Below are 20714 nucleotides of genomic sequence, written 5' to 3'. Positions count from 1 at the left end.
CCCAGAGCTCAGACTCCCATGTACGAACTCCTCCCCCAGACCGAAGGCAACGTCCTCGGCGTCCGCGTGAGCGGCACCATCACCGGCGACGACTACGAGCGCTTCCGCCCCGTCATCGACGAGAAGGCCCGTCGGTACGGGAAGGTCCGCCTCCTCATCCACATGGACGACTTCGACGGGTGGGGCGACCTCGACGCCGCCTGGGAAGACCTCAAGCTCGACGCCGCGCACTACAGCGACGTCGAGCGGCTGGCGATGGTCGGCGAGGAGCGGTGGCAGGACTGGATGACGCGGCTGACGGACCTCTTCGCCCCCGGCGACGTCCGCTACTTCGACGAGGCCGATCTCGACGAAGCGTGGGCGTGGGTGCGCGAAGGGGCGTCGTCGTCTGCCACCTGAACACTCGCATCCATGAACGCCACTCCCTCTACCGATAGCTCCTGCTCGGACCTCCTGACGGATCTCGTCGGGGCCGTACAAGAGGCGGCCCCGGTCCTGAACGAGGGCCTCCCCTTCCCGCAGCGCACGGGGATCACCCGCCTCGCCCTCGGCGAGGTCCAAAGCGATGGCCCCGGCCGCTGCTCGGCGGCGCTCGCGCTCCACGTTGCCGGCGGCGTGGAGAAGCGCTACACCCTCTCCGCGACGATGGAGGGCAGGCGTACCACGGTCGCCGTGAACGACGAAGCCGACTTCGAGGAGCGCATCGCGCTGGCTACGGCTCCGGGCGAACCGCTCCACGACCGCGACGTCCGAGCCGTCTACGACGCCTTCACCACCGACCTCGCCGGCCACTTCGGCACCGAGGCCTGACCCCCAACCCCGTGCTCGTTGACGTTCTCCCCTTCCTCGCCATCCCCGCCGTCGCCGCCGTGCTCGGCGGGGTCGTGGCGGCGTTCCGCCCGCCCGGGAGGCGTCTCCAGAGCGTGATTCAGCACTTCGCAGCCGGGGTCGTCTTCGCCGCCGTGGCGGGCGAGCTCCTGCCCGAGCTGATGTACGAGGCGGCGGCGCTCCCCACCATCGTCGGGTTCGGGCTCGGCGTCGCGCTCATGCTCGGCGTCAAGCGGCTGACCGAGCGGGAGCCGTCCGAGACCGCCGTGCCCGAAGCCGGTGCGTCCGAGGGTGGTGCGTCCGAGGGCGGTGCGGGAGGGACGCGAGGGCTGGTCGTGACGGTCGCTGTAGACATCGCGGTGGACGGGCTCCTCGTCGGCGTCGGGTTCGCGGCGGGGGCCGAGGCCGGCCTCATCGTCACGATCGCGCTCTCGCTCGAGGTCCTCTTCCTTGTCCTCGCGACCGCCGCCGCCCTCGTCGGGGCCGGGGCCTCGCGCGGCCGGGTGCTGGGGACGACAGCCGGGCTGACCGTGCTCCTCCTCGCCGGGGCTATCGGCGGCACACTCGCAGCGGGCGCGCTCACGGGCGGCCTCCTCGCCGGCGTGCTCGCCTTCGGCGTGGCGGCGCTGCTCTACCTCGTCACCGAGGAGCTCCTCGTCGAGGCGCACGACACGCCGGACACCCCACTCGCAGCGGCCACCTTCTTCCTCGGCTTCCTCGTCCTCCTCCTCATCGAAATGGCGCTCTGAGCGCCATTCTTCGCGCCCCCGAAGCCGAGTCCACCGTATGAATGAGTTCCTCACCGTGCTCCTACTCGCCGCACTCCCGGCCGCTGCCAACTTCGGCGGGGGCCTGCTGGCCGAGGTGCTCCCCCAGAGCGACCGCGTGCTGCGCCTGGCGCTCCACCTCGCTGCCGGCATCGTCATCGGCGTGGTCGGGATCGAGCTGATGGAGCAGGTGCTCGGCGTCGACCGGCCGTGGATCCCGATTCTGACGCTCGTGGCGGGGGGTGCCGTGGCCGTAGGCCTCGATAGCTCTGTCGAGTACGTCCGCTGCCGGTTCGGCGGAGCCGACGCCGCCTCGAGCGCGAGTGCGTGGATGATCTACCTCGGCGTGTCGGTGGACCTCTTCTCGGACGGCGTCTTGATCGGGACCGGCTCGACGCTCAGCCTCGGGCTGGGCCTCCTCCTGGCCCTCGGGCAGGTGCCGGCCGACGTGCCCGAGGGGTTCGCCACGATCGCCACGTTCCGCCGCGAGGGGCTCCCCCGGCGGCGGCGTCTCCTGCTCGCCGCCTCGCTCGCCATCCCCATCTTCGCTGGCGCGACGCTGAGCTACTGGGCGGTCCGCGGTCTCCCGGAGATCTACAAGGTGTCGCTCCTGGCCCTCACGGCCGGCGTTCTCCTCACCGTCGCCATCGAGGAGATGGTGACGCAGGCCCACCAGACGGAGGACTCCCGCTGGGACTCGCTCGCGCTCGTCGGCGGGTTCGCCCTCTTCGCCCTCGTCGCCGTCTACTTCGGCTGACCTCCCCTCCGCCTCCAGACCATCCGGCTCATGAACAACACGCTCGACCTTCCCCTCTCCGACCTCCTCCCGGACGTCGAGGACGCCCACGACGCCTGCCTGACCCGCCTGGTCGGTACGCTCGAATCCCACGACGGCGTAGCCCACGTCCACGTCGTGACCGGCCACGGTGCTGCGCCGACACGCCTGTGCCTCCACCTCGACCCGGACGTGCTGTCCACCGTGGAGGCGCGAGGGCTGGTGGACGCCCTCGCCGCCAGCCTCCGCAGCCACTTCGGCCACGTCCACTGGCAGGCGACCGGCCCGTCACAGGCCTGCGCCGCGGCCGAGCGGCTCCGGCACACGCCCGGTGTGCGGACCGTCGATACGACGGCCGATGGCCGCCTCCACGTCGAGTACAACCGGGACCGGACGAGCGAGGCCGCCGTGCGCGCCGTCCTGGGCGGGCTCGCCGGCCAGGCGCAGGCGGGGGGCTTCCATGTTTGATGCCGCTCCGATTCGTCGAGGCCGCGCTCCGTGGCCGGCCCTGGTGGGCCTCGTGCTCGTGGTGCTGGCGGCGTGCGCTCACCCCGTCCAGGCGGCGGGTAACGCAGAGGGGTCTGGCGTGGCCGATGCTGCCGCGGCCGTCGCGGCGGCGGGCGTACCCGCTGAAGCCGTGGGGGGCGCACCCGTCCGCCTCGCCGCCGCGTCGGCCGTGTCGGAGGAGCCGACGGTGGCACCGCCGGCCTGGCTGGTGCTCCCCTTCGTCGTGCTCCTGCTCATGATCGCGACGGGGCCGCTCTTCTACATCCACCACTGGCACCGCCACTACCCGAAGTACGCCGTCGGGCTCGGGGCCGTCGTCGTGCTCTACTACGTGTTCGTGCTCGAGGCCCCGATGGCGATGTTCTACGCGCTCGAGGAGTTCCTCTCGTTCATCGCCCTCGTGGCGGCGCTCTTCGTGGCGGCGAGCGGGATCTACGTCCACCTCAACGTGCGGGGCCGGCCGCTGACGAACGTGGCCCTCCTCTCGGTCGGGGCCGTCCTCGCCAACTTCATCGCGACGACGGGGGCGGCCATGCTCCTCATCCGCCCGTTCCTCAACCTCAACCGGGGGCGGCTGAGGCCCTACCACGTCGTCTTCTTCATCTTCATCGTCGCCAACGTCGGCGGCGCGCTCACGCCCATCGGCGATCCCCCGCTCTTCCTCGGCTTCCTGCGCGGGGTCCCGTTTTTCTGGACGCTCGCGAATGTGTGGTACGTGTGGCTCCCGACGCTGGCGCTCCTGCTCGGCGTCTTCTACGTGTTCGACCGCCGGAACCGGGCCGTGAGCGTCGCCCCGGAGGCGGGGGCCCCCGCCGTCCGCGTCATCGGGGCGCGGAGCCTGCTCTGGGTCGGAGTCACGGTGGCGGCCGTGTTCGTGGACCCCCAGGTGATCCCGGGCGTGCCCGCACTCCACGTCGGCGCGGTCGAGCTCCCGTTCGGGATCCGCGAGCTCGTCATGTTCGCCGTCGTCGGGTTGGCCTACCGGACGGCGAAGCCGGAGGCGCTCCGCCGCAACGAGTTCAACTTCGAGCCGATCCGCGAGGTCGGGTGGCTCTTCCTCGGCATCTTCGCCTGCATGGTCCCGGCGCTGAGCCTCATCGGGCTCTACGCGCGCGAGCAGGCCGACGCCCTCACGACGGGGACGTTCTTCTGGGGGACCGGCGCGCTCTCGGCCTTCCTCGACAACGCCCCGACCTACCTCAACTTCCTCGCCGCCTCGATGGGGAAGTTCGGGCTCGACGTGAACGACGCCCTCGCCGTGCGCGCCTTCGCCGAGGGCGGAGCCGACCTCGGCCCGGCCGGCGTCCCGACGGGGGTGTTCCTCCAGGCGATCTCGGTGGCGGCCGTGTTCTTCGGGGCGATGACGTACATCGGGAACGCGCCGAACTTCATGGTGAAGGCCATCGCTGAGGGCCACGGTGAGGCGTCGCCGGACTACCCGGACGGCGTCCCCCACGGTGAGGTGCCCCACAGCGCCCGTCCGCCCACGTTCGCCGGTTACCTCTTCCGCTACGCCATCCCCATCCTCCTCCCGATCTACGCGGTGATCTGGCTCGTCCTCTACAGCCCGTGGGGGCTGCTCACCTGACCCGCCAACGTGCCGTCCGACGTGCCGTCCTCCAAACGTCCTGAGAGAAACCGCCATGCCTGAAACGTTCCGCTTCGACCTCCCCGTCGTCCTCCCCGAAGTCCCCGACGCCCGCGACGCCTGTGTGACCCGCCTCACCGACGAGCTCGCGGCTACCGAGGGCGTCGAGCGCGCCCACGTCGTACCGGCCGAGAACGGCGAGCCGGCCCAGGTCTGCATCCACTACGACCCGGACCAGCTCGCCCTCCCCCGCATCCGGCGGATCGCCGAGCGCGCCGGAGCCCGCATCACGGGGCGCTACGGCCACGTGCTCTGGGAGGCCGACGGACTGGCCCACCAGCGCCGCGCTCGGACCGTGACGGAGCGGCTGAAGCAGCAGCCGGGTGTCGTCGAGGCCGAGGCGAACGCCACCGGCCCGATCCGGATCGAGTTCGACCGCGAGGCGACCGACGAGGCGGCACTCCGGCGAGCGCTCGCCGACCTCGGCGTGACCGTCGCCCCCGAGCCCGCCGAGGTCGCCGCGGTAGACCACGCGGGCCACGACCATGCCCCGGGCGAAGGGCACGACCACGAGGAGGGAGGCGGCGCGCACGACCACGCGCACGGCGGCATCTTCGGCGAGCGGACTGAGGTGATCTTCGCCGTGCTCTCCGGCGTCTGCGTCGCGCTCGGCTGGGTGCTGGCGGCGTTCACCGGCGTCGCCGAGTGGGTGCCGCTCGCCCTCTTCATCGGGGCGTATCTCTTCGGCGGGTGGTTCACCGTCCGCGAAGCGTGGGATTCCATCCGGGCCGGGCGGTTCGAGATCGACTTCCTCATGCTCGTGGCTGCGGCGGGTGCTGCCGCCCTCGGCGAGTGGTTCGAAGGGGCGCTGCTCCTCTTCCTCTTCTCCATTGGCCACGCGCTCGAAGGCTACGCGATGGGGCGCGCGCGGAAGGCCATCGAAGCCCTCGCCGAGCTCGCCCCCGATACGGCTACCGTCCGGCGGGACGGTGCGGAGCACGAGGTGCCCGTTGAAGACCTCGCCGTCGGCGATACCGTGATCGTCAGGACGAACGAGCGGCTCCCGTCCGACGGGTTCGTGGTGAAGGGCACGAGCGCCGTCAACCAGGCCCCCGTCACTGGCGAGAGCGTGCCCGTCGATAAGCGGCCCGTGGACGACGCCGAGGCCGCCCTCGCCGATCCGCAGGCGCTCGACGCCGAGTACCGCGTCTTCGCCGGCACCATCAACGGGAGCGGCGCCCTCGAGATCGTCGTGACGAAGACGGCGAACGAGTCCACGCTGGCCCGCGTGGTGCAGATGGTGACCGAGGCCGAGACCGAGCGCTCGCCTACGCAGCGGTTCACCGACCGCTTCGAGCGGGTGTTCGTCCCGGCGGTGCTCGCCCTCGTAGTCCTGCTCCTCTTCGCGTGGGTCGTTGTGGACGAGACGTTCGCCGAGAGTTTCTACCGGGCGATGGCGGTGCTCGTGGCCGCGAGCCCGTGCGCGCTCGCGATTGCGACGCCGAGCGCGGTCCTCTCGGGCGTGGCGCGGGCCGGGCGCGGCGGCGTCCTCGTCAAAGGCGGTGGGCCGCTCGAAAACCTCGGACAGCTCACGGCGATGGCCTTCGACAAAACGGGGACGCTGACCGAGGGCTCCCCGCGCGTGACGGACGTGGTGCCCGCCGAGGGCGCGACGGCCGAGGAGCTGCTCGCGACTGCCGTCGCCGTCGAGCGGCTGAGCGATCACCCGCTCGCAAAGGCCGTCGTCCGCCACGGCGAAGCCGAAGGCGTCTCATCCGCCGAAGCGACAGACCTCCAGAGCATCACCGGGCGCGGCATCCGCGCCGACCTCGCCGGCGCGGATGCCGCGGCGGAGCCCGTCTACATCGGTAAGGACGATCTCTTCGCCGAAGTCGAGGGACCGCCCCTCCCCGAGGCCGTCCGCCAGACGGTCGAGCGGCTGGAGACCGAGGGCCGGACGACGATGATCGTCCGCCGGGGCGACCGCTACCTCGGCGTCGTCGGGCTGATGGACACGCCGCGCGAGGCGGCGAAGGAGACGATCGCTCGGCTCCGCGCGATCGGGATCGAGCGGATGGTGATGATCTCGGGCGACAACCAGCGCGTGGCCGAGGCCGTAGCGAAGGCCGTAGGGCTCGACGAGGCGCGCGGAGACCTCATGCCTGACGACAAGGTCGAGACGATCAAGGCCCTCAGCCGGGAGGCGAAGGTGGCCATGGTCGGCGACGGCGTCAACGACGCGCCCGCGATGGCGAACGCGACGGTCGGGATCGCGATGGGCGCGGCCGGGAGCGACGTCGCGCTCGAGACGGCCGACGTGGCGCTCATGGCCGACGACCTCCGGCAGCTCCCGTTCGCCGTCGGGCTGAGCCGAAAGACGCGGGGGATCATCCGGCAGAACCTGTGGATGAGCCTGGGGATGGTGGCGTTCCTCGTTCCCGCGACGATCTTCGGGCTCGGCATCGGCCCGGCGGTCGCACTCCACGAGGGGAGCACCCTCGTCGTCGTGTTCAACGCGCTCCGACTCCTCGCTTACCGTGAGGAAATGTAGGGTCACCGCGCCCCAACCCACTCGCAGGGAAACCAAGTAGTCGATGGGGCTGAGGCGCCCCCTGCCTTACTCGCTCGATCGCTCACCGATCCGGAGGCGGTTTCCATCTGGGTCCGTCAGTTTGACCTCATGTCCCCACGGCTGGTCCGTGATGCCCAATCCGAATTCGGTAGCGATGTCATCGCTGTCGTCCACGCGGAGGTACAACAACGTGCCCGGCCGCGCGTCGCTGGTGTGCTCGGAGAGATAGAGCGAGGCTCCGTGCCAGCGGAGGGGTAGAGTGGGAGGCCCGGCGCGAACCGGTGCTCGCCCTCTACCTCGAACCCGAACCGGCTGTACCACGCGGCCGCTCGCGGGTGCCGGCGATGCGGAAGACGGGCGAGAGGTCGTCAGGCCTGGGGACCGTCAAGGTGATTACCTCACAGAGGAGCGGGAACCTGCAAACAAAATGGTTATATAACCGATGCGTTTAAACATCATGGCCATGCCCAAGTCTCCCGCCCGCCTCGCCGTCTCCGACCGGAACTGCGTTCGGCCCGACTCCTCGCACAGCCGTGCCGACGAGCTCCAGGCCATCCACCGCGACGCCCTCGGCAACGACCACCTCGTCGCCCTCTCGGCCTACTTCACGGCGGCCTCCAACGAGACCCGGCTCCGGATGCTCTACGTCCTCTGGCGGGCCGGGGAGCTCTGCGTCTGCGACCTCGCCGACCTCTTCGAGATCACGCAGCCGGCCGTCTCGCGCCACCTCAAGATCCTCCGCGAGAAGGCCATTGTCGTGGCCCGTCGCGATGCCCAGACCCTGTACTACTCGGTCTGCACCGACAACCCGTTCGCCCGCCTCCTCGTCCGGCTCTTTGAGGAGCAAGCCGCGAGCGGCGTGACCCTCCACCTCGACGGACTCACCACGCCCGGCGGCTCCTCCCACGCCTGATCACGTCCACGACACGGACTCCGCCATGACGAACCGGCCGATCGACCCAACCCCTGATCCAGGCGCCCGCCGCGGTCTCGCCGTCGCGCTCGGCGCGGCCGTCGCCGCCAGCGCCTGCTGCACGATCCCGCTCCTCCTCGTCTCGCTCGGTGTGGGCGGAGCCTGGGTCGGCTCGCTCGCGGCGTTCGAGCCCTACCGGCCCCTCTTCGTGGCCGTCGCCGTCCTCGCCCTCGGCTATGTCGGCTGGCGGGAGTGGCGGGCCGCCCGTCTCGCGGCCTCGGACATTGACTGCGACTGCGAAGAGGAGGTGGTGTCCCCGCGCACGCGGCGGGCGCTCCTGGCGGTCGGCGTGCTCGCGGCCGCCCTCCTCCTGGCTTCGCCGTACCTCATCCGGGCCTCCGGGGCGCCGACCGACCCGGCCCTCGCCTACGCCGATCCAGCCGTCTCGCTAGCGACGGCCCGCGTCACGCTCGCGGTCGAGGGCATGACGTGCGCGTCGTGTGACGCGACGGTCCGCCGCGCGCTCCTGAACGTGGACGGCGTCGAGGATGCGGCTGTTTCGTTCGAGCCGCCTCGGGCCGTCGTCTCGTTCGATCCTACGCGGACGACCGTCGCCGACCTCACGGCCGCGACCGCCGCCGTCGGCTACCCTACACGCCCTGTCACTGATGGCTAGGCCGTCTGGGCCTAGCCGTCGCCCTCGGCGCAGTCTTCCTCGGCGTCCGCCGCCGGCAGCGCGCCCGCCCTTCCTAGCCACTCCCATCCTCGCCATGCTCCCCCTAGCCATGCTCCGTCCGCTCGTGTTCGCCGCCACGCTGGGCGGCCTCGCCTGCGTTCCCTGCCTCGGCCCAGCCTCGTTCACGGTCGCCGCACGTACGGCCGACGCCCACATGCTCGAAGCCCGCGCGGACACCGCCCGGACCGCCCACTTCGAGATCGCCGCCCCGTTCTGCTCGGGGTGCGTCGACACCCTCGTCGAGACGGCCGAGGCTGTCGCCGGCGTTCGCGAGGCGGCCGTTGACCTCGAGGGACCCACGCTCGACGTCACCTTCGACGACGCGCAGACCTCGCCCGCCGCCGTCCGCGCCCACGTCGAGCGCGAGACCCGCTTCCGCCTCCGTCTCACGCGTGTATCCCCTCACGTAGCCCCATGACGCTTACTCTCACCATCGGCGGGATGACCTGCGCCGGCTGCGCCCGCCACGTCTCCCATGCCCTCGAATCCGTCCCCGGCGTGATCTCGGCCGACGTTCCCGGCTGGGAGTCCGGCCGGGCTGACGTCGCACTCGACGCGGACGCCCCCGCCGCCCCCCCCGACCTCGTCGCGGCCGTCGAGTCCGCCGGCTACCGTGCCGCGGTTGACGGCGAGGCTCCGCCTGCTCCGCCGAGCGACGGTCCTGCCACGGGCTACGGCGCGCCGTCCGACGCGCCGCCCGCGCCCTCCGGCAACGGCGCCCCCTTGCCCGAGCCGCCCGCGCCCTCCGACCTCCCGCCCGACGCCTACGACCTCATCGTAGTCGGGGGCGGCTCGGCCGCGTTCGCTGCCGCGCTCAAGACGAGTGAACTCGGCGGGCGCGCCGCCATCGTAAACGACGCCGAGGGCGGCCTCCCCATCGGCGGCACGTGCGTCAACGTCGGGTGCGTGCCGTCAAAGGCGACGATCCGCGCAGCCGAGGCCGTCCACCGCGCCAAGCGCTCCGCGTTCGACGGCATCGAGACCTCGGGCTGGGTCACGGACTTCGGCTCCGTCCTCGCCCAGGTTCGCGCCCTCGCCGCCGAGCTCCGGCAGACGAAGTACGTCGACGTCGCGGGCGCCGATGACGCTGTTACGCTCGTGGCTGGCCGCGCCCGGCTGGCGGGGCGTGCGGACGGCCTCCACACGGTCGAGGTCAACGGCGGAGCCCGGACCCTTCGCGCCCGGGCCGTCCTCGTCGCGACCGGTGCCCGGACGTTCGTTCCCGACGTGCCTGGCCTCGCCGATGCGAGTTTCCTCACGAACGAGACGCTGTGGGACTTGGAGGCGGCCCCGGACCGCCTCGTCGTACTCGGCGGCGGGTATGTGGCCGTCGAGGTGGCCCAGGCGTTCGCCCGCCTCGGCGTCCCCGTCACGCTCCTCCAGCGGTCCGGCCGGATCCTCCCGCGCGAAGACACGGCCCTCAGTGACGCGCTCACGGATCACCTGGAGGCCGACGGCGTCGACGTCCGCACGGGCGTGGCCCTCCGGTCCGTCCGCCGCGAGGACGCCGAAACCGTCGTGGCATTCGAGAGGGGCGGAGAGGCCGGCGAGGTTCGCGGCTCGCACCTCCTCCTCGCGACCGGGCGCCGCGGCAACACGGACGACCTCGGCCTCGAGGCCCTCGGCGTGTCGCCCGACGCCCGCGGTTTCCTCCCTGTCGACGCCACGCTCCGGACGGCGGCCGACGGCGTGTTCGGGGCCGGCGACGTGCTCGGCGACAAGATGTTCGTCTACACAGCGGCCTACGAGGGTGCTCTCGCAGCGCGTAACGCCCGCGAAGGGCTCGGCTCGGGAGCGGCCCTGGTGGAGGCAGACTACACGGCGCTCCCCTGGGTCGTCTTCACCGACCCCCAACTCGCGGGCGTCGGCCTCGACCTCGCCCAGGCCGAGGCGGCCGGGATCGATGCCGAGGCGACGACGCTCGCGATGGCGCACGTCCCGCGCGCGATCGCCGCCCGCGACACGCGTGGCTCGATCACCCTCATCCGCGACCGAGAGTCCGACCGGCTCGTCGGCGCCCGGGTCCTGGCGCCCGAAGGGTCGGAGCTCCTGATGGAGATCGCCCTCGCCATCCGCCACGACGTCACGACCCAGCAGCTCGCTGACGCCTTCCACGCCTACCTCACGCTCTCCGAGGCCGTCAAGCTCGCCGCGCTCACGTTCCGGAAGGACGTCGGGCAGTTAAGCTGCTGCGCCGCCTGAACCCGACTCCCTATGCCCGATCCCTACGACCTCGTCGTCCTCGGCACCGGCGCCGCCGCCACCACCGCCGCCAACAAGACGGCCGCGGCCGGCTGGCGCGTCGCCGTCGTCGATTCGCGGCCCTACGGCGGCACGTGCGCCCTCCGCGGGTGCGACCCCAAGAAGGTCCTCGTCGGGGCCGCCCACGTCGCTGACCTCGCCCGGAGGATGGAGGGGCACGGGACCGCCGGCCGCGTCGGCGTCGACTGGGCCGACCTCATGGCGTTCAAGCTGACGTTCACCGAGCCGGTCCCCGAGTCGAAGGAGGCCGGGTTCCAGAAGAAGGGGATCGAGACGCTCCACGGCCGGGCCCGCCTCGTGGCAGAGGACGCCGTCGTCGTGGAGACGGAGGGCGGCGAGCGGCGGCTCGCGTTCGAGCACCTCCTCGTCGCGACCGGCGCCCGCCCGGTCCCGCTCCCGTTCGACGGCGCCGAGCACGTCGCGACGAGCACCGACTTCCTCCGGCTCCGCGCGCTCCCGCGCCGCGTCCTCTTCGTTGGCGGCGGGTACGTCTCGATGGAGTTCGCCCACATCGCCGTCCGGGCCGGCGCCGACGTGACCGTCGTCCACCGCGGGGTCCGCCCGCTCGAAGCGTTCGACCCTGACCTCGTGGGCCGCCTCGCCGACCACACTCGCGACCTCGGCGTCGACCTCCGCGTCGGCACGTCGGTCGTCGGCGTCGAGCGCTCGGGTGACGCGTTCCGCGTGACCGTCGAGACGGACGGCGGTGAGCGCGAGACGCTCGAGGCCGACCTCGTCGTGCATGGAGCGGGACGGGTCCCCGAGATCACGGACCTCGACCTCGGCGCCGCAGGGGTCGAGCATACCGACGCCGGGGTCACCGTCGACGCCCACCTCCGGAGTGTCTCGAACGAGCGCGTCTGGGCCGCCGGCGACTGTGCCGCCTCAGGCGGTGCGCCGCTTACGCCCGTGGCCTCGCACGAGTCCCACGTCGTCGCCTCGAACCTCCTGGATGGCCTGCACCGGACGCCGAACCACGAGGGCGTCCCGTCGGTCGCCTTCACCGGCCCGCCCGTCGCCCGCGTCGGGCTGACCGAGGCCGAGGCCGCCGAGCGCGAGCTCGACGTCGAGGTCCACGCGGGCGACACAGCCGCCTGGTACACGTACCGCCGGGTACGGGCCGAGGTGGCCGGATACAAGGTGCTCACACATGAGGACCGTGTGGTCGGAGCCCACCTCCTCGGGCCGGGCGTCGACGACCTCGTCAACGTGTTCGCGCTCGCAGTCCGCCACGGGATCCCTGTGAGCGCGCTCCGCGAGACGATCTGGGCCTACCCCACCCACGCCTCCGACGTGCCCTACATGGTATGACGCCACCCGCCGATGCGCGAGCGACGCGACCTAGTCGAGCATGTAGGGCCGCTCTCCGAGATTCGCCAACAGTTTTATTCTAGGTGGCACCCCGATTGCTCGGTTCCTTGCGATAGGCATCGAGCGGATGGTGATGATCTCGGGCGACAACCAGCGCGTGGCCGACGCCGTGGCAAAGGCCGTTGGGCTCGACGAGGCGCGCGGCGACCTCATGCCCGACGATAAGGTCGAGACGATCAAACGGCTCAGCCGAGAGGCGAAGGTCGCGATGGTCGGCGACGGCGTCAACGACGCGCCCGCGATGGCGAACGCGACCGTCGGCATCGCGATGGGCGCGGCGGGAAGCGATGTAGCGCTCGAAACGGCCGACGTGGCGCTGATGGCCGACGACCTCCGGCACCTCCCGTTCGCCGTCGGGCTGAGCCGGAAGACGCGGGGGATCATCCGGCAGAACCTGTGGATGAGCCTCGGCATGGTCGTCTTCCTCGTCCCGGCGACGATCTTCGGGCTCGGCATCGGCCCGGCCGTGGCGCTCCACGAGGGGAGCACGCTCCTCGTCGTCTTCAACGCGCTCCGGCTGCTCGCCTATCGAGAGTGAGGGCGCTATAAGAACGAGTCGAAGGTGCCTAAAGAGGACGGGCCTGAGGCCCTAGTCATGGGCCCTGACGACCAGAGCGTTCGTTGGCCGATTCGAGCACGTGCTTGGAGCCGCCCCAGAAGGAGATCGCAGGGATGAAGGTCACCTGTACGACGGGCGAGAGCCCAACGGTATGCCCAAAGACCGTGACCGTCGGCATGAGCTCGCTGTAGCCCCACAAGTCAAGGGCCTGCGCCGCCCACTCGAGCCCGACGCTCGCCACGAACCCGACCCCGAGCAGCGCGGCCCACCCGACGACGTCCGGAGGACGGAGCCGATCAGATCCGACGATGAGCGCGGCGCCAAGCGCGACGCCGAGGACGATCACGACATCGCCGAGGATGGCACCCCACATCCACGCCGTCGCTCGCCAGAAGCCCCAGTCCCACATGTCGTAGAAAACGGTGCACTGCCCGAACTCCCACACGGCGTTCAGGACGAGGCCCCACAGGGCGATGCGCTTCAGCGGGAGCGAGGGGTAGCCCCGGAGCATGTTGTGCACCCAGTCAGTCGACGCGGAGGAACCGGGCATTGATGGCGACGATCACCGTCGAGAGGCTCATGAGCACGGCGCCGACGGCGGGGCTCAGCACGATCCCTGCCCACGCCAGCACGCCCGCCGCGAGCGGGATCGCGACGACGTTGTAGCCGGCGGCCCACCACAGGTTCTGCACCATCTTCCGGTAGGTCGCCTGCGCGAGCGCCACGATGCGGACGGCGTCGCGGGGGTCGCTCCGGGCGAGGATCACGTCGGCCGTCTCGACGGCCACGTCCGTCCCGGCCCCGACGGCGATCCCGACGTCGGCGGTCGCGAGGGCTGGGGCGTCGTTGACCCCGTCGCCCGTCATCGCGACGACCTTCCCCTCGGCCTGGAGCGCGCGGATCGCCGCCGCCTTCTGGTCGGGTAGCACCTCGGCCAGCACGCGGTCGATGCCGATCTGGCGGGCGACGTGCTCGGCCACCTCGCGCTTGTCCCCCGTCAACATGATGGCCTCGACGCCGAGTTCGTGCAAACGATCGATGGCCTCCTTCGACTCGGGCCGAACAACGTCGGCGAGCGCGAGTGCGCCCTGCACGGCCCCGCCCCGCACCACCCACACGACGGTCTTCCCTTCGCGGCCGAGCGCCTCGGCCCGGTCGTGGAGTGAAGGAGGTACTGCTAGGCCCTCGGCCTCGACGGCCCCGGGGCTGAGGATCTGGACCTCGGTGCCGCCCACGGTCGCTCGGACGCCTTTGCCCGTGATGGCCTCGAAGTCAGCGACGGCGGGTACCGCCAATCCTCGCTCCTCGGCCGTGCGGACGACGCCGGCGGCGATGGGGTGCTCGCTCCCGCCCTCGACGGCGGCGGCCGTCGCGAGGAGGTCGTCTTCCGCGACGCCTTCGGCGACGAGTACGTCGGTCACGCCGAAGCGGCCCTCCGTCAGCGTCCCCGTCTTGTCGAAGACGAGCGCGTCGAGGAGCCGCGCCCGCTCGAAGGCGGCCCGGTCGCGGATGAGGAGCCCGTTCTTCGCGCTGAGGCTCGTCGAGACGGCGACGACGAGGGGGATGGCGAGGCCGAGCGCGTGGGGGCACGCGATGACCATCACCGTCACGGCGCGCTCGACGGCGAACCCGAGGCCGGCGTCGGTGAAGAAGAACCACACGGCGAACGTGAGGGCGCCGACGGAGAGCGCGACGACGGTGAGGTAGAAGGCGGCGCGGTTGGCGAGGTCCTGGGTCTTCGACTTCGACGCCTGCGCCTCGCGAACGAGCCCGATGACCTGGCTGAGGTAGGCCTCTTCCCCCATCCGCCGAACCTCGACCGTGAGTGCCCCCGTACCGTTGATGCTCCCGGCGATGACTTCATCGCCGTCGCCTTTCTCGACCGGAACGGACTCGCCCGTCAGCGCCGCCTCGTTGACCGCGCTCCGTCCGTCGACCACGACGCCGTCGGCGGGCACCTTCTCGCTCGACTTGACGAGGACGCGGTCGCCCGCGCGGAGCGAGGCGGTGGGGACCTCCTCGATGGAACCGTCCGGGGTGAGGCGGTGGGCCTCGTCGGGCATCAGCCGGGCGAGCTCTTCGAGCGCGGCGGACGCCCCCATCACGCTCCGCATCTCGATCCAGTGCCCGACGAGCATGAGGTCGATGAGGGTGGCCGTCTCCCAGAAGAACAGCATCCCCTCGACGCCGAGGACGACGGCGAGGGAGTAGACGAAGGCGACGGTGATCGCCATCGCCACGAGCGTCATCATCCCCGGCCGCCGCTCGCGCACCTCCTCGACGAACCCGGTGAGGAAGGGCCAGCCGCCGTACACGTAGACGAACGCGGAGAGCGCGGCCAGCACCCACACGGCGCCGGGGAAGGTGAGCGTGAACCCGAGCCAGCCCTGGATCATCGGGCTGAGCGCGACGATGGGGACGGTGAGGGCGAGGCTCACGAAGAACCGACGGCGGAAGTCGGCCACCATCATCGCGTGGTGCTCGTGATGCCCGCCCCCTCCAGCGCGCCCGCTGTGATCCATCGTGCCGTGGTCCATGCCCGCGTGCCCGTCGTGGGGCGCCGGGGCGTGGTCGGGGGCTTCGTGGGCGTGTTCGGCCGGGTCGTGCTCCTCGACGGCGCTCTTGTGGCCGTCGGCGTGGGAGCCGTGGGGACCTTCGTGGGCAGCCTCGCGCAGCTCGGCCTGCTTCAGCCCAGGCTCATCGCTAGGGTCGTGGTGCGGGTGACGATCCATCGTTCGTAGGGTTGGGTGGATGCGCTAGCCGTAGGTACGACGCCCGTCGGAGAACGTCGCATCCCCTCACCTTAAAAGGTGTTAAGCCAACGGGCCGGCCGCAGCGGTCTCCGGCTCGAATCGGCGCAGCCGGAGGGCGTTCGTGAGGACGAACACGCTGGAGAGGCCCATCGCGGCGGCGGCGAGGACGGGCGAGAGGAGGAGGCCGAACGCCGGGTAGAGCGCGCCGGCCGCCACGGGGATGAGGGCGGCGTTGTAGGCGAAGGCCCAGAACAGGTTCTGCTTGACGTTGCGGAGCGTCGCCCGCGAGACGGCGAGGGCACGGGGGATCCCGCCGAGGTGGCCCGCCATGAGGACGACGTCGGCCGCCTCGACGGCGACGTCGGTGCCGGTGCCGATGGCGATCCCGACGTCGGCCGTCGCGAGGGCGGGGGCGTCGTTGATCCCGTCGCCGACGAAGGCGACCCGGACGGGGCGGCTCCCGCCGGCATGCTGGAGACGGCGCACGGCCTCGGCCTTCTCGCCGGGGAGCACCTCGGCGAGCACGTCGTCGATCCCCAGGCGGCGGGCGACGGCGGCGGCGGTCGTGCGGTTGTCCCCGGTGATCATGGCGACGCGGATGCCACGCGCGTGGAGCGATCCGACGACGGCCGCGGCCTCCTCCTTCACGGGGTCGGAGACGGCGAGGACGGCGGCGAGCCGACCGTCGAGGGCGGCGAAGAGCGGGGTCTTGCCCTCAGCAGCGAGCCGTTCGGCCTCGGCCAAGAGCGGGGCCGGATCGACGCCGCGTTCCCGCAGAAACCGCCCGGACCCCACCGCCACCGATCGACCGGCCACGACCCCGACCGCCCCGCGCCCTGGGACGGCCTCGAACCCGTCGACCGTATGCGTGGGGAGCCCCTCGCTCCCCGCCGACTCGACGATGGCCCGAGCGATGGGGTGCTCGCTCGCGGCTTCCACGCTTGCGACGAGGCCGAGTACGGCGTCGCGGTCGAAGCCGGTCATCACGGTGAGGTCGGTGAGCGTGGGGCGGCCCATCGTGAGCGTCCCCGTCTTGTCGAAGGCGACGACGCTGACCTCGCGGAGCGTCTGGAGCGCCTCGCCCTTGCGGAAGAGCACGCCGAGCTCGGCCGCTTTCCCCGTCCCCACCATCACCGACGTCGGCGTGGCGAGGCCCATCGCGCACGGGCAGGCGATGATGAGGACGGCGACGGCCGCGGCGAGCGCGAACGGGAGGGCCGGCTCCGGCCCGAACCCGAGCCAGAGCCCGAACGTGAGAGCCGCGACGACGAGCACGACCGGGACGAACACGGCCACGACGCGGTCGGCGAGCGCCTGGATCGGGGGCCGCGACGCCTGCGCCTCGCCGACGAGGCGGACGATCTGCGCGAGCACGGTGTCGGCCCCGACACGGGAGGCGCGGAAGACGAACGAGCCCGTCCCGTTGACGGTGCCGCCGACCACCTCGTCGCCCTCGCCCTTCTCTACGGGCACGGGCTCGCCCGTCACCATCGACTCGTCCACGAACGAGGCCCCGGTCTCAACGACGCCGTCGACGGGGATGCGCTCGCCGGGGCGAACGCGGACGCGGTCGTCGAGGGCGACGGCCTCGATGGGGACCTCGACCTCGTGCCCGTCTCGGAGGACGCGCGCCGTCTTGGCCTGGAGGTCGAGGAGGCGGCGGACGGCCTCGCTCGTCCGCCCCTTCGCGAGCGCCTCGAAGTACTTCCCGAGCAGGACGAGGGTGATGACGGCGGCCCCGGCCTCGAAGTAGACGTGGGCCGTCCCCGCCGGCAGGAGCGAGGGGAGGAAGGTGGCGACGACGGAGTAGCCGTAGGCCGCGCTCGTCCCCAGCGCGACGAGCGTGTTCATGTCGGGGCTCCCGTGGCGGACGGCGGCGAGCCCGTGGCGGTAGAACGGCCGCCCCGGCCCGAACTGCACGGCCGTCGCGAGCACGAAGGCGACGGCCCGAAGCGCTTGGATGGGGACCGTCGCCGCCAGCCAGTGATGGAGCGGGGGCACGAGCATCGGCACCATCTCTAGGAGGAAGAGCGGGGCCGTGAGCGCGGCGGCGATCAGCACGCGTCGCCGCAGACGCAAGCGCTCGGCCTCGCGAGCGGCGCGCTCTGCGTCGGCCGGATCGTCCGCCTCGTCGAGCCTCAGCGCCTCGTATCCCGCTTCGGCGACGGCCTCGGCCAGCGTCGGCGTGGACACGGCCCCTGCGATGAGCACGACGTGTGCCCGCTCCGTCGCGAGGTTGACTGTCGCGTCGAGGACGCCGGGGATCTGCCGGAGCGCCCGCTCGACCCGGGTGGCGCAGGCCGCGCACGTCATCCCTCGGATGCCGAGGTCCCGCTCCTCGGTGCGAACGTGGTAGCCCGTCGCCTCGACGGCATCCACGAGCGCCCCGGCCTCGGTGCCGGGCCGGACGCGGACCGTAGCCCGCTCCGTCGCGAGGTTGACTGAAGCCTCGGTAACACCCGGGGTCCGGCCGAGTGCACGCTCGACACTACCGACGCACGAGGCGCACGTCATTCCCTCGACGGGGAGCGAAAGCGAGAGGCCCTCGGCGTCAGACGACGCATCGGCGGACGGAGATGGCGGGGCGGAGCGCAGGGTAACCATGGTCGTAGATGGTAGGTTCACCGGGAAGACGCCACCCTCTCCCACCGGTTACAGGGCACCTCGCCTACACGGCGACCGCCCCGGGGCACGGAGGCTCCGGGGCGGCAGGACAGGCTCGCGCTCTGGGTGGGCTATCCGCGGGGCGTGAAGCCGGCGTCCTCGATAGCACCCTCGACGGCCTCGCGGTCTGCCCGCGTGGGATCGCGGCGGATGCGGGCCTCGCCGACGGCGACGCCTTCGACCTCGACGCCGTCGAGCGCTACGAGCTCGCGGCGGACGGCGCCGACGCAGTGGCCGCAACTCATCCCTTCGATGGTGATGGTTTCCGAGACAGAGTCTTCGGTGGAGACAGAGTCTTCGGTGAGGTCGTGCTGGGTGTTCGTGTTCATGGCAGTGGGGATTGGATTCAGGAAAGGGTGGTGCAGGTGCAGTCGAGGCAGCCGTGCTCGGCGCAGGCGCGGCACGACTCCTCGAGACGCTGGCGGAGCTGCTGCCGTGCCCGGTGGCGACGGACCTTGAGGTTGTTCCGCGTGATGCCGAGCCGGTCGGCGGCGGCCTCCGGTGCCTCGTCCCCGAGCTCGACGGCCGAGATGAGCTCGGCGTACTCGGGCTTGAGCGTCGGGAGGAGCGCCTCGTAGCAGGCGCAGAGGACGTCTTCGTCCTCCGGAGGTGGTTGGATGTCGGCACCCTCCACTTCCCAGGCTAGGCGATTGAGCCGCTCTGCCTCCCGTTGTCGGCTCCGATGGAGGTCGATGACGGTGTTCTTCGCGACGCGGAAGAGCCAGCCCGTGAGGGCGTCCTCGTCCGTGATGTCGGGGGCGGCGCGGAGGGTCTTGAGGAGGGCCTCCTGCACCACGTCCTCCGTCAGGTCCGGATCGTTCGTGAGCGAGCGGACGTAGCGGACGAGCCGGCGGCGGTGCTCGACGAGGTCGGGGATGGGATCGGAGGGCGGCATGGGGGTAGGGCGTGTAGGCAGCGGGGAAGAGGTCATCTACCGAGAAGACGCCGCGCCCCCGCGCCGGTTACACCCGCTGCCCTCCGAGATTGATCGTCCGAGATCTCTCAGACCCGGACGCCGTCGCGGGCGGCGACCTCGGCCGAGACCGCGTGTGCGACGGTGCCAGGCGGGTGCTCGTACCAGCCGGGGAACCGGTCGTAGTCGACGGGCCGAGGGCGGACGAGCATGTTCGTGTACATCCCACCCATCGTGATGTAGCCGAACGGCCCGGCAGCGCCGACCATCGGGATCGAGTTCTCGGGGACGGGCATGTGGCCCATCTCGACGTGGGCGCCCATGTCGTCGCCGCCGACCTGCCCCATCGTCATGTAGCCCGGGACGAGCGGGCGCACCTCGCGGTCGAGCTTGGCGGCGTCGACGCCGACCATGTTGGGGAACTCGTGGCCCATCTGGTTCATGACGTGGTGCGTCATGTGGCAGTGCATGGCCCAGTCGCCGAGCGCGTCGGCCGTGAACTCGACGGTCCGCGTGCTCCCGACGGGGACGAGCACCGTCGTCTCAGGCCACTGCCCGGCCTCGGGGATCCGCCCGCCGTCGGTGCCGACGATCTTCCAGTAGTGCCCGTGGAGGTGGATCGGGTGGTGGTCCATCGGCGAGAGGTTGCCGAAGCGGAGGCGCACCCGGTCCATGTGCCCGACGACGAGGGGGTCGGTGCCGGGGAACGCCCTCGCGTTCATCGTGAGCACGTTGAAGTCGCTCATCTCGTTGGGGTCCGGCCGGCTCGTGCCCGGGTCGACGGCCCACTCGTGGAGCATGATGGCGAAGTCGCGGTCGACCTCCGGGATCTCGCCCCGGGTGTTCGGGTGCACCACGAACATCCCCGTCAGCCCGAGCGCGATCTGCGTCATCTCGTCGTGGTGGCTGTGGTACATGAACGTCCCGTTCTGGCGGATCGGGAAGGTGTAGACGAACGTCTCGCCGGGCGGGATCACGGGCTGGTTCAGCCCGCCCACGCCGTCCATCCCGTTGGGGAGGAAGAACCCGTGCCAGTGGACCGTCGTGGCGACGGGAAGCCGGTTCGTGACGTAGACGCGGACGGTGTCGCCCTCGACGGCCTCGAAGGTGGGGCCGTGGACCTGCCCGTTGTAGCCCCAGCACGTGGCCGTGAGGCCGGGCGCGAACTCGTGCTGCACCTCCTCGGCGACGAGGTGGTAGACCCACGCCCCGTCGTCGGCCCGGCGGCCGGTGATGGACGAGCCGTTGGGCGTGTGCACACGCGGCGGCCGGTCGCCGACGTAGGGCGTCGAGAGGTCGTCGGGGATGCGGGGGCGGACGGCCCCGCCGGCGGCGGGTTCGAGCGCCCGGGCGGCGGCTTCGCCGTCCCACTCGGCGGGGAGTGCAGCGGCGCGGCGGACCGAGCCGAGCGCGGCGCCACCGAGCGCGGCGGCGCTCGCTTTCATCCAGTCGCGGCGGGAGAAGGAAGACATCGGGGTCGGGGTCGAGTGAGAACGGAGAGGGCCG

18 protein-coding genes and 2 pseudogenes are annotated in these 20714 nt (G+C 71.6%); 13 read left to right on the top strand and 7 right to left on the bottom strand.

What is annotated here, in order from left to right:
• Positions 1-18: 18 nt before the first annotated feature.
• The 7 genes from ABJF88_05520 (at position 19) to ABJF88_05490 (ending at position 7016) form a co-directional block, all read left to right on the top strand.
• Entirely contained in the window at positions 19-399 is a 381-nt protein-coding gene (locus tag ABJF88_05520; protein ID MEP0546370.1) for an STAS/SEC14 domain-containing protein, read from the top strand.
• A gap of 12 nt (positions 400-411) precedes the next feature.
• Positions 412-810, top strand: coding sequence for a hypothetical protein (locus ABJF88_05515; protein MEP0546369.1), 399 nt, complete (start codon positions 412-414; stop codon positions 808-810).
• An 11-nt stretch (positions 811-821) separates the two neighbouring features.
• Complete coding sequence (locus tag ABJF88_05510; protein ID MEP0546368.1) at positions 822-1577, top strand: transporter; 756 nt, start codon at positions 822-824, stop codon at positions 1575-1577.
• Positions 1578-1614: 37 nt separating this feature from the next.
• The gene (locus tag ABJF88_05505; GenBank protein ID MEP0546367.1) at positions 1615-2352 is read left to right on the top strand and encodes a ZIP family metal transporter; all 738 of its coding nucleotides are present in this window, start codon (positions 1615-1617) and stop codon (positions 2350-2352) included.
• A gap of 30 nt (positions 2353-2382) precedes the next feature.
• Positions 2383-2838 carry a hypothetical protein gene (locus ABJF88_05500; protein MEP0546366.1) on the top strand — a complete coding sequence of 152 codons (456 nt, stop codon included), beginning with the start codon at positions 2383-2385 and terminating at the stop codon, positions 2836-2838.
• Positions 2839-2956: 118 nt separating this feature from the next.
• On the top strand, positions 2957-4465 hold the full coding sequence (locus ABJF88_05495) for a sodium:proton antiporter (protein ID MEP0546365.1): 1509 nt from the start codon (positions 2957-2959) through the stop codon (positions 4463-4465).
• Between the two features lie 55 nt (positions 4466-4520).
• Positions 4521-7016 carry a heavy metal translocating P-type ATPase gene (locus ABJF88_05490; GenBank protein ID MEP0546364.1) on the top strand — a complete coding sequence of 832 codons (2496 nt, stop codon included), beginning with the start codon at positions 4521-4523 and terminating at the stop codon, positions 7014-7016.
• A gap of 66 nt (positions 7017-7082) precedes the next feature.
• On the opposite strand, the pseudogene ABJF88_05485 reads toward ABJF88_05490, so the two are convergent.
• A pseudogene (locus tag ABJF88_05485) lies at positions 7083-7383 on the bottom strand (glyoxalase superfamily protein).
• Positions 7384-7500: 117 nt separating this feature from the next.
• On the opposite strand from ABJF88_05485, the gene ABJF88_05480 reads away from it, so the two are divergent.
• The 6 genes and pseudogenes from ABJF88_05480 (at position 7501) to ABJF88_05455 (ending at position 12857) form a co-directional block, all read left to right on the top strand.
• Positions 7501-7950, top strand: coding sequence for a metalloregulator ArsR/SmtB family transcription factor (locus ABJF88_05480; protein MEP0546363.1), 450 nt, complete (start codon positions 7501-7503; stop codon positions 7948-7950).
• 25 nt (positions 7951-7975) lie between these two features.
• Positions 7976-8626 carry a mercuric transporter MerT family protein gene (locus ABJF88_05475; protein MEP0546362.1) on the top strand — a complete coding sequence of 217 codons (651 nt, stop codon included), beginning with the start codon at positions 7976-7978 and terminating at the stop codon, positions 8624-8626.
• A 109-nt stretch (positions 8627-8735) separates the two neighbouring features.
• Complete coding sequence (locus ABJF88_05470) at positions 8736-9104, top strand: heavy-metal-associated domain-containing protein (GenBank protein ID MEP0546361.1); 369 nt, start codon at positions 8736-8738, stop codon at positions 9102-9104.
• A complete protein-coding gene (gene merA / locus ABJF88_05465; protein MEP0546360.1) occupies positions 9101-10888 on the top strand; it encodes a mercury(II) reductase in 1788 nt (595 codons plus the stop codon). The genes ABJF88_05470 and merA overlap by 4 nt, the downstream gene beginning before the upstream one ends.
• A 12-nt stretch (positions 10889-10900) precedes the next feature.
• Positions 10901-12259, top strand: coding sequence for an NAD(P)/FAD-dependent oxidoreductase (locus ABJF88_05460; GenBank protein ID MEP0546359.1), 1359 nt, complete (start codon positions 10901-10903; stop codon positions 12257-12259).
• A 94-nt stretch (positions 12260-12353) separates the two neighbouring features.
• Positions 12354-12857 (top strand): annotated as a pseudogene (locus ABJF88_05455) (HAD-IC family P-type ATPase).
• A gap of 55 nt (positions 12858-12912) precedes the next feature.
• Here ABJF88_05455 and ABJF88_05450 read toward each other — a convergent pair.
• The 6 genes from ABJF88_05450 to ABJF88_05425 form a co-directional block, all read right to left on the bottom strand.
• The gene (locus tag ABJF88_05450) at positions 12913-13428 is read right to left on the bottom strand and encodes a hypothetical protein (protein ID MEP0546358.1); all 516 of its coding nucleotides are present in this window, start codon (positions 13426-13428) and stop codon (positions 12913-12915) included.
• Complete coding sequence (locus ABJF88_05445; protein MEP0546357.1) at positions 13403-15400, bottom strand: copper-translocating P-type ATPase; 1998 nt, start codon at positions 15398-15400, stop codon at positions 13403-13405. Before ABJF88_05445 ends, ABJF88_05450 begins: the two co-directional genes overlap by 26 nt.
• A gap of 291 nt (positions 15401-15691) precedes the next feature.
• Positions 15692-18235 carry a heavy metal translocating P-type ATPase gene (locus ABJF88_05440; protein MEP0546356.1) on the bottom strand — a complete coding sequence of 848 codons (2544 nt, stop codon included), beginning with the start codon at positions 18233-18235 and terminating at the stop codon, positions 15692-15694.
• A gap of 131 nt (positions 18236-18366) precedes the next feature.
• Positions 18367-18624, bottom strand: a complete 258-nt coding sequence (locus ABJF88_05435; GenBank protein MEP0546355.1) for a heavy-metal-associated domain-containing protein — start codon at positions 18622-18624, stop codon at positions 18367-18369.
• Between the two features lie 17 nt (positions 18625-18641).
• Positions 18642-19190, bottom strand: a complete 549-nt coding sequence (locus ABJF88_05430) for an RNA polymerase sigma factor (GenBank protein MEP0546354.1) — start codon at positions 19188-19190, stop codon at positions 18642-18644.
• 107 nt (positions 19191-19297) lie between these two features.
• Positions 19298-20680, bottom strand: a complete 1383-nt coding sequence (locus ABJF88_05425) for a copper oxidase (GenBank protein MEP0546353.1) — start codon at positions 20678-20680, stop codon at positions 19298-19300.
• Between the last annotated feature and the right edge of the window lie 34 nt (positions 20681-20714).

It is taken from the genome of Rhodothermales bacterium (genome assembly GCA_039944855.1).
Classification (GTDB): Bacteria; Bacteroidota; Rhodothermia; order Rhodothermales; family JANQRZ01; genus JBBSMX01.
The sequence above is the reverse complement of the archived record's forward strand: the minus strand, read 5'-3'. Positions and strand labels throughout refer to the sequence as shown.